Annotated in this window: 14 protein-coding genes; 12 read left to right on the top strand and 2 right to left on the bottom strand. The window is 61.9% G+C overall.

Annotation, left to right across the window (positions count from 1 at the left end):
* Positions 1 to 28 precede the first annotated feature (28 nt).
* From O0881_RS07835 to O0881_RS07790, 10 genes are all read left to right on the top strand, one after another.
* Positions 29 to 1,528, top strand: coding sequence for an NADH-quinone oxidoreductase subunit M (locus O0881_RS07835; protein ID WP_289898456.1), 1,500 nt, complete (start codon positions 29 to 31; stop codon positions 1,526 to 1,528).
* Between the two features lie 16 nt (positions 1,529 to 1,544).
* Complete coding sequence (gene nuoN / locus O0881_RS07830) at positions 1,545 to 3,047, top strand: NADH-quinone oxidoreductase subunit NuoN (RefSeq protein WP_099667163.1); 1,503 nt, start codon at positions 1,545 to 1,547, stop codon at positions 3,045 to 3,047.
* Between the two features lie 3 nt (positions 3,048 to 3,050).
* Complete coding sequence (locus tag O0881_RS07825; RefSeq protein ID WP_289910803.1) at positions 3,051 to 3,380, top strand: DUF2818 family protein; 330 nt, start codon at positions 3,051 to 3,053, stop codon at positions 3,378 to 3,380.
* A 75-nt stretch (positions 3,381 to 3,455) separates the two neighbouring features.
* The gene (locus O0881_RS07820; RefSeq protein ID WP_070255807.1) at positions 3,456 to 4,013 is read left to right on the top strand and encodes an NUDIX hydrolase; all 558 of its coding nucleotides are present in this window, start codon (positions 3,456 to 3,458) and stop codon (positions 4,011 to 4,013) included.
* An 8-nt stretch (positions 4,014 to 4,021) separates the two neighbouring features.
* Entirely contained in the window at positions 4,022 to 4,717 is a 696-nt protein-coding gene (locus tag O0881_RS07815; RefSeq protein WP_289910802.1) for a hypothetical protein, read from the top strand.
* Positions 4,718 to 4,729: 12 nt separating this feature from the next.
* The gene (gene ispD, locus O0881_RS07810; protein WP_289910801.1) at positions 4,730 to 5,431 is read left to right on the top strand and encodes a 2-C-methyl-D-erythritol 4-phosphate cytidylyltransferase; all 702 of its coding nucleotides are present in this window, start codon (positions 4,730 to 4,732) and stop codon (positions 5,429 to 5,431) included.
* Between the two features lie 17 nt (positions 5,432 to 5,448).
* Entirely contained in the window at positions 5,449 to 5,949 is a 501-nt protein-coding gene (gene ispF, locus O0881_RS07805; RefSeq protein WP_099388380.1) for a 2-C-methyl-D-erythritol 2,4-cyclodiphosphate synthase, read from the top strand.
* 163 nt (positions 5,950 to 6,112) lie between these two features.
* Entirely contained in the window at positions 6,113 to 8,146 is a 2,034-nt protein-coding gene (locus O0881_RS07800) for a hypothetical protein (protein WP_289910798.1), read from the top strand.
* Between the two features lie 113 nt (positions 8,147 to 8,259).
* Complete coding sequence (locus O0881_RS07795; protein WP_289910796.1) at positions 8,260 to 9,435, top strand: PQQ-dependent sugar dehydrogenase; 1,176 nt, start codon at positions 8,260 to 8,262, stop codon at positions 9,433 to 9,435.
* 57 nt (positions 9,436 to 9,492) lie between these two features.
* Complete coding sequence (locus O0881_RS07790; protein ID WP_180278729.1) at positions 9,493 to 9,795, top strand: hypothetical protein; 303 nt, start codon at positions 9,493 to 9,495, stop codon at positions 9,793 to 9,795.
* Positions 9,796 to 9,798: 3 nt separating this feature from the next.
* On the opposite strand, the gene O0881_RS07785 is transcribed toward O0881_RS07790, so the two are convergent.
* Positions 9,799 to 11,013 (bottom strand): MFS transporter, encoded by a 1,215-nt coding sequence (locus tag O0881_RS07785; RefSeq protein ID WP_289898450.1) that lies wholly within the window; start codon positions 11,011 to 11,013, stop codon positions 9,799 to 9,801.
* Between the two features lie 92 nt (positions 11,014 to 11,105).
* On the opposite strand from O0881_RS07785, the gene O0881_RS07780 reads away from it, so the two are divergent.
* Positions 11,106 to 11,726: a TetR/AcrR family transcriptional regulator gene (locus O0881_RS07780; RefSeq protein WP_077407037.1), complete on the top strand. Its 621-nt coding sequence runs from the start codon at positions 11,106 to 11,108 to the stop codon at positions 11,724 to 11,726.
* Here the strand turns inward: O0881_RS07780 and O0881_RS07775 are convergent, their stop codons facing one another.
* Positions 11,727 to 12,065 carry an MmcQ/YjbR family DNA-binding protein gene (locus O0881_RS07775; protein ID WP_099667171.1) on the bottom strand — a complete coding sequence of 113 codons (339 nt, stop codon included), beginning with the start codon at positions 12,063 to 12,065 and terminating at the stop codon, positions 11,727 to 11,729.
* A 518-nt stretch (positions 12,066 to 12,583) separates the two neighbouring features.
* Between O0881_RS07775 and O0881_RS07770 the strand changes: the two genes are divergently transcribed.
* Positions 12,584 to 13,240 carry a CCXG family PEP-CTERM protein gene (locus O0881_RS07770; protein ID WP_099667172.1) on the top strand — a complete coding sequence of 219 codons (657 nt, stop codon included), beginning with the start codon at positions 12,584 to 12,586 and terminating at the stop codon, positions 13,238 to 13,240.
* Positions 13,241 to 13,278: the final 38 nt, after the last annotated feature.

Raw genomic sequence — 13,278 nt, 5'->3', positions numbered from 1 at the left:
CTGACCTGATAAAAGAATACTGAGAACCATGATGCAGTCTACGATTTCTACACTACCTCCTTACCTGAGTCTGTCGATCTGGGTGCCGATCATTTGCGGCGTCCTGGTCCTGGCTCTCGGCCGTGACAGCAAAGCGGGCTTTACCCGCTGGCTGTCGCTGGCCGGCGCGGTGCTCAGCATGCTGTGCACCTGGCCCCTGATCCAGCATTTCGACAACGCCGCACACGGCATGCAATTCGTCGAAAAAGCACCGTGGATTGAAACCTTCAATATCTGGTACTCGCTGGGTATCGACGGCCTGTCCCTGTGGTTCGTGCCACTGACAGCCTTCATCACCGTCATCGTCGTCATTTCGGCTTGGCAAGTGATCGAGAAGCGCATCGCCCAGTACATGGGCTCGTTCCTGATCCTGTCGGGCCTGATGATCGGCGTGTTCTGCGCGCTGGACGGCTTGCTGTTCTACTTCTTCTTTGAAGCAACCCTGATCCCGATGTTCATCATCATCGGTATCTGGGGCGGTTCGAACCGCGTGTACGCGTCGTTCAAGTTCTTCCTGTACACCTTCTTCGGTTCGCTGCTGACCCTGGTTGCCATCATCTACCTGCGCAATGTGTCGGGCACTTTCGACATTCTGGCCTGGCATGCGTTCAAGCTGACGATGAACGAACAGATCTTCATCTTCCTGGCCTTCCTGATGGCGTTTGCCGTCAAGGTACCGATGTTCCCCGTGCATACATGGTTGCCGGACGTCCACGTGGAAGCGCCTACGGGCGGTTCCGCCGTGCTGGCCGCCATCATGCTGAAACTGGGCGCCTATGGCTTCCTGCGTTTCTCGCTGCCGATCACGCCGGACGCCAGCCACTACCTGTCGGGCTTTATGATCGCCTTGTCGCTGATCGCCGTCATCTACATCGGTCTGGTTGCCCTGGTGCAAACCGACATGAAAAAACTGGTTGCCTATTCGTCGATCGCGCACATGGGTTTCGTCACCCTGGGCTTCTTCATGTTCAACGACATCTCGGTACAGGGCGGTATCGTGCAGATGGTCTCGCACGGCTTCATCTCCGGCGCGATGTTCCTGTGCATCGGCGTGCTGTATGACCGCATGCATACCCGCAACATCGCCGACTACGGCGGCGTCGTGAACCGCATGCCGAAATTTGCCGCCTTCTTCGTGCTGTTCTCGATGGCCAACTGCGGTCTGCCAGCGACGTCCGGCTTCGTCGGCGAGTTCATGGTGATCCTGGGCGCGGTGAAATTCAACTTCTGGATTGGTCTGCTGGCTGCAACGGCACTGATCTGGGGCGCGGCGTACTCGCTGTGGATGGCCAAGCGCGTGGTGTTCGGCAAGATCAAGAACAAGCATGTGGCCGAATTGACCGACATCAACAAACGTGAATTCTTCATGCTTGCTGTGCTGGCCATCGCCGTGCTCGTGATGGGTCTGTACCCAGCCCCGTTCACCGACACGATGCAAACTTCGGTTGCCGACCTGCTGCAGCATGTCGCCACCAGCAAGTTGCCTTAAATAGAAGACCGATAACATGACTAATGCACCTAATCTGGTACCGCTGTACGCGGAAATCTTTCTGCTGATCGCCACGTCGGCGCTCTTGCTGATCGATATGTTCTTGCCTGCGGCGAAGCGTTCGATCACTTACGTGCTGGCCTTGCTGACCCTGGCCGGCTGCGCCTTGCTGACCGTGGGCGACTTCAACGCGGGCACCACCGTCTACACGTTCAATAACATGTTCGTGTCGGACCCGATGTCGCAGTTGCTGAAACTGTTCTCCTACGGCGCCGTGGCGCTGACCCTGATCTACTCGCGTGCCTACGCCACCGACCGCAGCATGCTGTCGGGCAACCTGGGCGGCGAGTTCTACGTGCTGGCCCTGTTTGCACTGCTGGGCCAGATGATCATGATCTCGGCTAACAACTTCCTGATCATCTACCTGGGTCTGGAACTGATGTCGCTGTCGCTGTATGCACTGATCGCCTTGCGCCGTGACAATGCCAAGGCCACGGAAGCGGCCATGAAATACTTCATCCTGGGCGCACTGGCTTCCGGTTTCATGTTGTACGGTATCTCGATGCTGTACGGCGCGTCCGGTACCCTGGACCTGGGCGAACTGCGCGTGGCGCTGGAAAACGGCAAGACCAACGGCACCATCATGGTCTTCGGCCTGGTGTTCCTGGTAGCCGGCCTGGCCTTCAAACTGGGCGTCGTGCCATTCCACATGTGGGTGCCTGACGTGTATCAAGGTTCGCCGACGGCAGTGACCCTGCTGCTGGGCGCGGCGCCGAAACTGGCCGCCTTCGCCATCACCCTGCGCCTGCTGGCCGAAGGCTTGCTACCGATGGCGCATGACTGGCAGCAAATGCTGCTGGTGCTGGCCGTGATGTCGCTGGCGATCGGTAACTTCACCGCGATCGCGCAAACGAATTTGAAGCGCATGTTGGCGTACTCGACCATCGCACAAATGGGCTTCGTCCTGCTGGGCCTGCTGTCCGGTACCGTGGATGCACCGAACAACACCCTGAACGCGGCTGGCGCAGCCACCGCCTACGGCGCGTCGATGTACTATGTCATCACCTACGTGTTTACTACCCTGGGTACCTTTGGCGTGATCATGTTGTTGGCACGTAATGGTTTCGAAGCAGATGAACTGGCCGACTTCAAGGGCCTGGGCAAACGCAGCCCGATCTTCGCGCTGGTGATGACCCTGTTCATGTTCTCGCTGGCCGGCGTGCCGCCGCTGATGGGCTTCATGGCCAAGTACTCGGTGCTGGCATCGGTATTGGCCACGGGCCAGCTGTGGCTGACCATCGCCGCCGTGCTGTTCTCGCTGATCGGCGCCTTCTACTACCTGCGTGTCGTGAAGATGATGTGGTTCGACGAGCCGACCGACAGCAATGCGCTGGTCGTGCATGGCGACATGCGCGTCGTGCTGGCCCTGAACGGCGTGTTCGTCCTGGCGCTGGGTGCGATGCCTAACAGCATCCTGGCTGCCTGCGCAACCGCCATCACCAAGACCCTGGCGTCCTGACCGATGGATGTCACCGTCTCGAGCTGGCTGGTGATCGCCCTGGGCATCCTGGGCGCCAACCTGCCTTTCCTGAACGAGAAACTGTTTGCCGCCGTGCCCTTGAAAAAGGCGGCGCAAGCAGACGGGGGCAAAGGCTGGCGCAAGCCGCTGGCGCTGCGCCTGCTGGAGATGGTGATTCTGTACTTCATCGTCGGCGCCGTGGCGTTCGCGCTCGAAGCGCGCATCGGCAACGGTTTCCCGCAGACGTGGGAGTTCTATGCCATCACGGGCTGTCTGTTCCTGGTGCTGGCTTTTCCCGGCTTTGTCACACGCTACCTGCGCAAACGACACTAGCCCCATCGACCGAAAGCGGCGCCTCTGGCGCCGTTTTTTTTTATTGAGCATAATCAAGGTATGGATACTGAACGCATGGATATGAATTTAACTGAGACCAAGGTAGACGGCGAGCTCGTCTATCAGGGCGGCTTCCTGCGCGTGCAGCGTGACCGGGTTGCGCTGCCGGACGGCAAGATCACGGCGCGCGAATTCGTCCTGCATCCGGGCGCCGTCGTCATCCTGCCGCTGCTCGACGACGGCACCGTGCTGATGGAACGGCAGTACCGTTATCCGCTGGACCGGGTCTTCATTGAATTTCCCGCCGGCAAGATCGACGCGGGCGAATCGCACCTGGCCTGCGCCCAGCGCGAGTTGCTGGAAGAAACGGGCTACACGGCCAGCGACTGGCAATTCGTCTCCACCATCCATAACGCCATCGCGTATTCGGACGAGCACCTGGAACTGTTCCTGGCGCGCGGCCTGGTAGCGGGCGAACGCCAGCTCGATGAAGGCGAATTCCTGGAAACGTTCACGGCCACCGTGCCGCAGCTGCTCGACTGGGTCAAGGATGGCACGATCACGGACGTGAAAACCGTCATCGGCATCTTCTGGCTCGACAAGATTACCAGCGGCGCCTGGCAGCCGGCTTGATCCTGCGCATGCGCACGGCGATTTTCCTGTTGCTGGCCTCGGCCAGCCTGGGCGCACACGGGGCGGCGCGCACGCCGTTCCAGGTGCGCTGCGAAGACACGATCAGCAAGACGGTGTCCGTGCTGACGGCGCAGCAGAACGGCTACAGCATCGACACGCATCTGCCGTACAAGGCCCTGACCGTCATGAAGGGCACGGCGCGCGCCAATACCTGGGTGCTGGGCTTGACCAAGACCGAGTCGCGCGTGGCCATCGCCCTGGCCGGCCCCATGCTGCAAGACCCGGCCAGCGGCTACGAATGCGTGGCGCCGCAGATTACCGTCACCCTCACGTATGCGCCCGTGGTGATCTATATCGGCCGCGAATTTGCCCCCGGCACTTGCGCGTATGATGAGATACTGGCGCATGAACTGCGGCACATGAAAACCTATATGGAACACTTGCCGCGCGTGGAAAAGACCGTGCGCGCCGCGCTGGCCAAGCGCTTCGAGGCGCGGCCCCTGTATGCGCCCAGCGGCACGGCCAAGGCGGCGCTGGCGCGCGAGATCGACACGGGCTGGTTGCCGTACGTCAAGGCCGAAATGCGCAAGGTGGAAATTTTGCAGGCGGCCATCGATTCTCCGCAGGAATATGCGCGCCTGGGCAAGGCGTGCAATGGTGAGATCCAGAATATCCTGGCGGGCAAGACAGTGCCCGCCAACTAGACAAGGAATGGCATGACAGCAGCACCGAATCGCCCCCGTTATTTTGCCCTGATCCCCGCCGCCGGCGTGGGCGCGCGCATGGAAGCGGGCAGTCCCAAGCAATATTTGCCCATCTCCGGCAAACCCATGCTGCGCCACGCGCTCGACGCCTTTCTCGCCAGCCCCCTGATCGCGCATACCTATGTCGTCGTCAGCGCCGAGGATGGCGTGATCGACACGGTCGTGCCGGAGCAAGGCGTGACTGTGCTGCGCTGCGGCGGCGCCACGCGCATGGAAACCATCCTGAATGGCTTGCAGGCCCTGCACGGCAGCATAGCCGCCCACGACCAGGTGCTGGTGCACGACGCGGCGCGCCCTGGCCTGACGCCGGCGCTGATCGCAAAACTCATCGCCGAAGTCGCTGACCATCCGGCCGGCGGCTTGCTGGCCTTGCCCGTGGTCGATACCGTCAAGCGGGCAGGGCAGAACAGCCTGTCGGCGCAGACGGTGCCGCGCGACCATTTATGGCTGGCGCAGACGCCGCAGATGTTCAGCTATGCGCTGCTGCACCGGGCCCTGTCGCAAGCGCCCGATCCGCAAGCGATCACGGACGACGCCAGCGCCGTCGAAGCGCTGGGCCTGGCGCCCAGGCTGGTCGAAGGCCACCCGCGCAACCTGAAGGTGACCTTGCCGCGCGACATACACACGGCCGAACTGTATTTGGCCAACCCTTGAATTCCAGAGAGACCCGCATGAACACAACGACTCCCGTACTGCCTTTCCGCATCGGCCAGGGCTATGACTGCCACGCGCTGGTGGAAAACCGCGACCTGATCATCGGCGGCGTGAAAATCCCCCATCACCTGGGCTTGCTCGGCCATTCCGACGCCGACGTATTGCTGCACGCCATCACGGACGCCATCTTCGGCGCCGCCGCGCTGGGCGACATCGGCCGCCATTTCCCCGACACGGATGCGCAATTCAAGGGCGCCGATTCGCGCACCCTGCTGCGCGAAGCCGTCCGCCGCGTGCAGGCGACCGGTTATATCATCGGCAATATCGACGCCACCATCATCGCCCAGCGCCCGAAAATGGCGCCGCATATCGCCGCCATGTGCGCCAACGTGGCCGAAGACCTGGGCGTGAGTGTGGGCCAGGTCAATATCAAGGCCAAGACGAATGAGAAACTGGGCTACCTGGGCCGCGAAGAGGGTATCGCGGCCGAAGCCGTGGCCTTGCTGCTGCGCGCCTGAGCATACCCTGCAGCACCTTTTAAATGATTTCTGAAAATTAATATTTCCAAAGTGAAATTTGGTGAAATTTTAACGTTATTGTCATGATAATATTTGTCCGCTTTTTCGGACGCGACAAGACGTCACCTTATAACCACTGGAAATATTGAGAGAACGGGATCATATGCGCAGTCGTATGCAGGGACCAGCCGCGCGCTGGTTGGGAGCGGGTCTGTTGGCCATGGTCATGCTGGCCGGATGTGGCGGCGGTGGCGGTGGCAGTGAAACTGCTGCGCCGCCGCCTGTGGCGGCCGTGCCGCAGCCTGCCATTTTGTTTGCCGGCGCCGTGTCGGCGGCGGCCGAAGGTGCCGATGCCATCGGCAGCGTGGGTGGACAGATTGAACTCGATGCCGGTAGCAGCAAGGATAGCGACGGCGGGACGCTGAGTTTTGCCTGGAGCCTGGTCTCCAAGCCTGCCGGCAGCGGCTTGAACATGGGTGCTGTCGCGACCCCGAAACTGAACTTCCAGCCCGACGCCTTGGGCACGTATATCTTCAAGCTGCGCGTGACGAATGGCAAGGGTGGCTTTGCGGAAAAGAATGCTACCGTGCTGGTGAATAACCGTGTGCCGAATGCGGTGGTGGTGGTCAATGCGACGTTTACGGCGCAAGCACTTGTCAAACCAGCCGTGAGTGTGTCGCTGGGAGCCGGTATCGTTCTCGACGCCACCGGCAGCACTGACGCTGACGGTGACAAGGTCACCACCACGTGGGACTTGATCGAAAAACCGGCCGGCAGTACATCCAATTTGCGCGTTGTCGATCAGGTTGCCCGTTTCTCGCCCGATGTGCTGGGCCTGTATAAAATACGCGCCCGCGGTGCGGATGGCAAGGGCGCGTATGCCGAAACGGTGTACCAGTTCGATGCTAATAATACGATGCCATCCGGTGTGATCCAAGGCACGGTCGCTGTCATCAGCCGTGAAAATCAAACAGTGCCCGTCGGCCAGCCGGTGGTGACTAGCGGTATCCTGAGTTATGACGAGGGAGGCGGCAAACTCGCTTATGCATGGGCGGTTGACAGCCGGCCTGCTGGTTCCGTCGCCGTGATCGGGGAAGCAACGGCGGTAGTGCCGTCGTTCACGCCAGACGTGACCGGCGCGTATGTGCTGTCGATGACGGTCACCAGTGGCCGGCAATTGGCGGTGGCCTACCTGAAGCTCAATGTGATCGTCCCGACTTACAGTGTCATGGCGTTGCCGTTCAAGCCTTTGGAGGCGCGTTACAGCAAGGGAATGGACCGACTGATCGTGGTGACGCCCAATCCCGATAGCTTGAAAATCATTAATCCGGTCGATGGTACTTTCAGCAGCGTCAGTTTGCCTGCCGCCGTCAAGTCCTTCAGTCTGAGTGCAGACGGGAAACTGGCCGGCGTATTGCATGAGGGGGTGGTCAGCCTGATTGATCTGGAAGCGGGGAAACTGCTGCGTTCGACCGGTACAGCCGGTTCGCAGACCGAAGTGTTCACGACCGATGCGGGCATCGTCTTTCTGTCCGGTCAATCCAAGGGATCGCTCAGAGAGCCAGTATTGGAAGGGTTCAATGCGCGTACTGGCCAGCTTGTAGAGAGGCGAACCACGAGCGGAGGTTTCTATGGTGAAATGAAGGGTATCTTCGTGGCATCGCTGAACAAGGGACTCGTTACCATCAATGAGGAGCCACTGTTCCAGCCCTCGGCTTTTCTCGTTGATTCGCAGCAAGGCTATATCTTGCAGACCTCCTACTCTATTTTCATGCCGCATCCGATCCCGATGGCCGCGCCGTTTTTCCTGTCACCCAAGGAAGACCTGCTATTTACGGCAAGCGGAACATACTTTAAGGCTGATACGCTGGTATACGTTGGTCGCTTTGCTTTGAGCAATACGAACAACGGCGTGTTGTCGGTGAGCTATTCGCCCGTCAAGGCGGAGGCGCTGTTGATGGAGCGTGATGGCCTCGGCTATCTCGGCAGTGATCCGGCGTATCAAGCCAGCTACAAGCGTTTCACAGGAGATCTGTTGTTCCCTGCAGGCGATGTCACCTTGCCGTACATTGGCGGCGAACCCAGCTATGGCATCGGCATCTTCCACACGGCCGCCGGCGATCCAGTGGCGCTGGTGCAGACGGGCGGCGCGCAGAAGGGCACCGCGCGTGCCAAGTACTATCTGGTGTATCGCTGATCGCATGGAGGCGGCGGCGCGTCCGCCTGGCAATCTGTGCTATTTTTAAAGGCGGCGCGATGGCACAGACCATCGCGGCCGCTTTTTTTATTGACGACACAGGAGAATTCCCGATGCCAATCATCAAGCGTACACGCATTGTCACCGCATTGCTGCTGGGAGCTTTCGCGGCTTGCGCCATGCCCGCCCACGCCGAACTGCAAGCCACGGGCGAACCGCCCGCCGCGAAACAGCCGTGGAAGACCGTTACCGTGGCCGAGGGCGTGCGCCAGCCGTGGGGCATCGCCTGGCTGGGCGAGGGGCGCGCGCTCGTCACCAGCAAGCAGGGCACCTTGCATTTGCTCAATGGAAAGACTTTTACCGACGTGGCGCTGGAAGGCATGCCCAAGGTGTTTACGGGCGGGCAGGGCGGCTTGCTCGATATCGTCCTGCACCCGCAGGATGCGGGCAAGGCGCAGCAGCGCGTCTACATGACGGTGTCGACCGGTAACAATGACGCCAACCGCACGACCCTTGTGCGCGGCGTGTTCGACGGCAAGAAGGTGACGGGCATCCAGACCCTGTTCAAGGTGGCCACGGACAAGAGCGGCGGCCAGCACTTCGGCTCGCGCCTGCTGTGGCTGCCGGACGGCACTTTGCTGATGAGCGTGGCCGATGGCGGCAACCCGCCGCTGCGCATTGGCGACCGCCTGGCGCGCGAGCAGGCGCAAAACCTGGCCACGCACCAGGGTTCCATCCTGCGCCTGACGGAAGACGGCACGCCGGCGCCCGGCAATCCGCTGGCGGCCAAGGGCGCCTTGCCGGAAATCTGGTCGTATGGCCACCGCAACGTGCAGGGCCTGGCGCTCGACCCCGTTTCCGGCCGCGTATGGGCCACGGAACACGGTCCGTACGGCGGCGACGAGCTGAACCTGGTGGTGGCGGGCGGCAACTATGGCTGGCCCCTGCAAAGCTATGGCGCCGACTACACGACGCATGAACCCGTCGGCAAGCACGAAGTGGCCGGCATGCTCAATCCGAGCGTGGCCTGGGTGCCGTCGCCGGCGCCGTCGGGCCTGGCCGTCTATACGGGCGACAAGATTGCCGCCTGGCGCGGCAGCATCTTCAGCGGCGGCCTGGCGGCCAAGGATATCCGCCGCATCGCCGTCGATACCAGCGGCAAGGTGACGGGGCAGGACCGCCTGGCCATCGGCGCGCGCGTGCGCGACGTGCGCCAGGGACCGGATGGCTACCTGTATGCGCTGACGGATGAAGACAACGGCCGCCTGTTGCGCATCGTGCCGCAGTAGCACGGCAGGCGCCCACTTCGCTTAAGATGGCGCCTTTACTTCATTCAAGGTGGCGGCATGGCTCGTGATACTTATGCATACCGGCACGTCGCCGTCGAATCGCGCGCGATTAATGGCCGCGTGGAAATCCGGCCCGTGCCGGGCCAGGCCTTTTCGCCGGAGCTGGCCGTACAGTGCTCGCGCCGCCTGGTCGACCTGCAGCGCCATCCGCTGGGCAGCCGCTTTCTGCTCTTTGCCAAGCTGACGGACCGCCTGGGCGGCACGCCTTTCCTGTATGCGTATCACGGCGACGCGGACGTGGTGATGACGCCGGCCGAAGTGACGAAATTCCTCGGAGAATTCCGCCGCGGCCGCATCTGATTCCTACGAGGCGATGCAGGCCGCGCCGGCCTTGGCGCCGGCCTGCGGCTTGCCGAAGATGGCGATCGTCAAGCCGCAGCCGAGGGCGAACAAGCCGCCGACCACCATCGCGCTGGACACGCCCAGCCGGTCGACGGCCACGCCTCCCAGCAAGGCGCCGGACGCCAGCGACACTTGCACGATGGCAACGAAGAGCGCGCTGCTGCCTTCCATCAGCTCCGGCGCCGCCTTGAACATCCACGTCTGCACGGCGATCGGCATGGCGCCGAAACCGAAACCCCACACGGCCACCAGCAGCATGGCGGTAAGCGAATGGCTGCCGAACGCGGCCAGGGCAAGGGTGGACACGCCCAGCACGGCGCCCGTCGCCATCAGCGCGGCCCGTTCATAGCGGCCGGCGGCCCAGCCGCCCACGAGGTTGCCGATGAAGCCGGAAGCGCCGTACACGAGCAGCATGGCGCTGACCGTGCCGGCCGCCAGGTGCGAGATTTGTGTGAGGAAAGGCGCGATATACGTGTAGGCGGCGAACTGGCCCGTGAAGAGCATGGCCGTGGCGATCAGGCCCAGCCTGGCCTTGCGGATGCCGAAAATCATCGGCAACTGGCGCAGGCGGATGGCCTGTGTCGGCGGCAGCTTGGGCAGCAGCAACAACTGGCCAAGGAAGACCAGCACGGCAATGGCGCTGGCCGCGCCGAACGCGACCCGCCAGCCCACCAGATCGCCCACCAGCGCGCCGGCCGGCACGCCCGCCACCGTACCCAGCGAGACGCCGGCGAAGATGATGGACATGGCGCGCGAGGCATGCTGCGGCGCCACCAGGCGCGGGCCGATGGCGCTGCCGATGGCCCAGAAGCCGCCCACGCCCACGCCCAGCATGGCGCGGCCCAGCAGTATCCACGCATACGAAGGGGCCAGCGCCACCAGCAGGTTCGAGGCCACCAGCAGGGCCGTCAGGGCCAGCAGCACGATGCGGCGGTCCAGGCGGCCCGAGCCGACGGTGACGAAGATGGCGGCAAACGCGGCAACGATGCCGGGCGTGGTGATCATCAAGCCCGCCTGGCCCTTGCTGATGGCCAGTTCGGCGGCCATGGCGGGCAGCAGGCCGACGGGCAGGAATTCGGAAGTGACGAGGGCGAAGGCGCCGATGCCGACGGATAAGACGGCCAGCCACGGCGCCACGGTGGTATCGTCGTCGGTAGCGTTGGAAAGTGTATGCATGAGAGGTTCCTGAAAAGCCGAGAGGTTTTTAACCGGTCGGTATATAATCAGGGCAGGTGGACATTGTTGTCAATAATTTTTTACCGAACGGTATGAAACAAGATAAAAAAGAAGAGGCGGTCAAGGCGAAAACGGGGCGGCCACGCACGTTCGACGCGGACGAGGCGCTCGATTGCGCCATGAAAGTATTCTGGGAAAAAGGCTATGAAGGCAGTTCCTTGCCGGAATTGACGAAAGCCATGGGCATGAACCGGCCCAGCCTGTATGCCGTCTTCGGCAACAAGGAACAATTGTTCCACAAGGCGCTGGAACGCTACAGCGATACGCGCATGCGGTTTTTCGATGCGGCGCTGGAGCAGCCGACGGCGCGCCAGGTGGTGGAAGCGTTGCTGACGCAATATGTCGACGCGCAAACGATGCCGGACGGCCCGCACGGCTGCATGGGCGTCAATGCGGCGCTCGCCTGCAGCGACGATGCCTTGCCGATCCGCGATGAATTGTTCGCGCGCCGGTTGCGCGGTGAAATCAAGCTGCGCGACCGCTTGCGGCGCGCGAAGGAAGAGGGGGATTTGCCGCCCGACTCCTGCCCGGAGCAGCAGGCGCGCTTCGTCGTGACCCTGTCGCAGGGCATGGCCATCCAGGCGGCGGCCGGCGTATCTCGCGAGCAATTGCAGCAGATGGTGGGCTTGCTGCTGCGCAATTGGCCGATGTAACTACTCCGTCGGGGCGATGGTCTTGGCCAGGTCGCTGGGCGCCTTGCGCCGCCAGGCGGCCGTCAGGGCGGCGGCCAGCATGTCCAGCTCGGCATCCGCCAGGCGCACCGTGATACCGGCCAGGCGTTCGCCCCACCACAGCTTCTCGCAGCCGGACGGCGTGATGACGGTGGCGATGTGCGCCGCTTCCGCATCGAGCAGCACATTGATGTGCTCGTCATCGGGCAGGGTGGCGAAGATCTTCCCGCCCACGCGGAAGGCCGGACGGTCGTGGTGTTCTTCCTCGGTGGCGTCGGGAAACGACAGTGCCAGATAGCGTAGTTCTTCCAGGTCGACCATTCCTCTTTCCCCCAGTTCGGATAGATAGCAGCGTGACTACATTTTGCCATGCTGTTTCGCCGCGTGGTGCAGCGGCATGCGAAAAGAAATGCGCAAGATGCGACACTGGCGCGCGCGCTTGTGGCGCTTGCGCGACAGGTCCGGCCAGCGCGCCAGGGGTAAAATGCCCATCCCAGCAGGCTTGTTCAGCCTGTTTCAAGGTACTTATCATATAAATATCTTACATGGCTAAAAGAAAAATACTTTTCTTCTAGGGAATTTAAGATAGAATAGATTCAACGTTTCACCTGACCCGTCAATTGTCTGGTTTTGTCCCGGGAACCCGAACCCTTTCCAGGACGCTTGCAGTGCCGCCATGGCACGCCGCAAGTCCGCGAAGTTTTGCGGAAGCCACGCCCCCGACCGCTCATTCTTGCAATTCTTGCGCTATGCCGACACGCCTCAATGCAGCGTGTATTCAGCTCAAGCGCCTTCACGCCTGTTGCGCCCGTTGAATACTTATTGACTGGATACCCATTATGAAAAACTTGCCTAAAATCGCTTTGTCCCTGATCGCCGTTGGTGTGTTTGCCCACGCGAACGCCAGCACCATCACCGTTTCCACCGGCTACTCGAATGCCGGCGCGCAGGCGTCCGCCGCCGCTTACCAGTCCGTTGTGAATGCCGCCGTGGCCACGCCGGGCGCCGGCTATGGCACGACGACGATTGCCAGCTACAACAATGTCACGAATAGCAGCCTGTTCGGCAGCGGTTCGAATATCGCCTTCAAGTCGGTGATCAACTTTGGCGTCAGCGCGGCCGATGCGGGCGCCTGGAGCTTCCGCAGCGGCGTCGATTTCGGCAAGGGCGGCGCCCTGTTCCTCGACGGCGTGGCGCTGGACTTCAAGAGCAGCGACCTGTGGTGGGCCGGTAACTACAATAGCAGCAGCCAGTTCCTCGCCGGTTCGGGCACTTTGGCTGCAGGCAACCATACCTTGAGCATCTTCGGCCTGGAAGGCTGCTGCGATGGCGGCCAGCAAGTCCAGTTCAAGGCGGGCAACAACAATTTCGCCAGCTTTTCCAGCACCGACGGCCTGGTCTCGGCCGTGCCGGAACCAAGCACCTATGCCATGCTGCTGATCGGCCTGGGCTTGCTGGGCTTCACGGCACGCCGCAAGCAGGAAGCCAAGTTTTAAGCGCACATCCCGAGCGCACGTAAAAAAGCCCGCCGCTC

Origin of the sequence: Janthinobacterium sp. SUN100 (assembly GCF_030397705.1) — a bacterium.
Classification (GTDB): Bacteria; Pseudomonadota; Gammaproteobacteria; order Burkholderiales; family Burkholderiaceae_D; genus Janthinobacterium; species Janthinobacterium kumbetense.
This window is presented reverse-complemented; position numbering and strand designations above follow the sequence as displayed.

Bases quoted from the DNA above. Each gene is read 5' to 3' on its own strand.
- O0881_RS07835 (WP_289898456.1), top strand. From the start codon at position 29: ATGATGCAGTCTACGATTTCTACACTACCTCCTTACCTGAGTCTGTCG.
- nuoN (WP_099667163.1), top strand. From the start codon at position 1,545: ATGACTAATGCACCTAATCTGGTACCGCTGTACGCGGAAATCTTTCTG.
- O0881_RS07825 (WP_289910803.1), top strand. From the start codon at position 3,051: ATGGATGTCACCGTCTCGAGCTGGCTGGTGATCGCCCTGGGCATCCTG.
- O0881_RS07820 (WP_070255807.1), top strand. From the start codon at position 3,456: ATGGATATGAATTTAACTGAGACCAAGGTAGACGGCGAGCTCGTCTAT.
- O0881_RS07815 (WP_289910802.1), top strand. From the start codon at position 4,022: ATGCGCACGGCGATTTTCCTGTTGCTGGCCTCGGCCAGCCTGGGCGCA.
- ispD (WP_289910801.1), top strand. From the start codon at position 4,730: ATGACAGCAGCACCGAATCGCCCCCGTTATTTTGCCCTGATCCCCGCC.
- ispF (WP_099388380.1), top strand. From the start codon at position 5,449: ATGAACACAACGACTCCCGTACTGCCTTTCCGCATCGGCCAGGGCTAT.
- O0881_RS07800 (WP_289910798.1), top strand. From the start codon at position 6,113: ATGCGCAGTCGTATGCAGGGACCAGCCGCGCGCTGGTTGGGAGCGGGT.
- O0881_RS07795 (WP_289910796.1), top strand. From the start codon at position 8,260: ATGCCAATCATCAAGCGTACACGCATTGTCACCGCATTGCTGCTGGGA.
- O0881_RS07790 (WP_180278729.1), top strand. From the start codon at position 9,493: ATGGCTCGTGATACTTATGCATACCGGCACGTCGCCGTCGAATCGCGC.
- O0881_RS07785 (WP_289898450.1), bottom strand. From the start codon at position 11,013: ATGCATACACTTTCCAACGCTACCGACGACGATACCACCGTGGCGCCG.
- O0881_RS07780 (WP_077407037.1), top strand. From the start codon at position 11,106: ATGAAACAAGATAAAAAAGAAGAGGCGGTCAAGGCGAAAACGGGGCGG.
- O0881_RS07775 (WP_099667171.1), bottom strand. From the start codon at position 12,065: ATGGTCGACCTGGAAGAACTACGCTATCTGGCACTGTCGTTTCCCGAC.
- O0881_RS07770 (WP_099667172.1), top strand. From the start codon at position 12,584: ATGAAAAACTTGCCTAAAATCGCTTTGTCCCTGATCGCCGTTGGTGTG.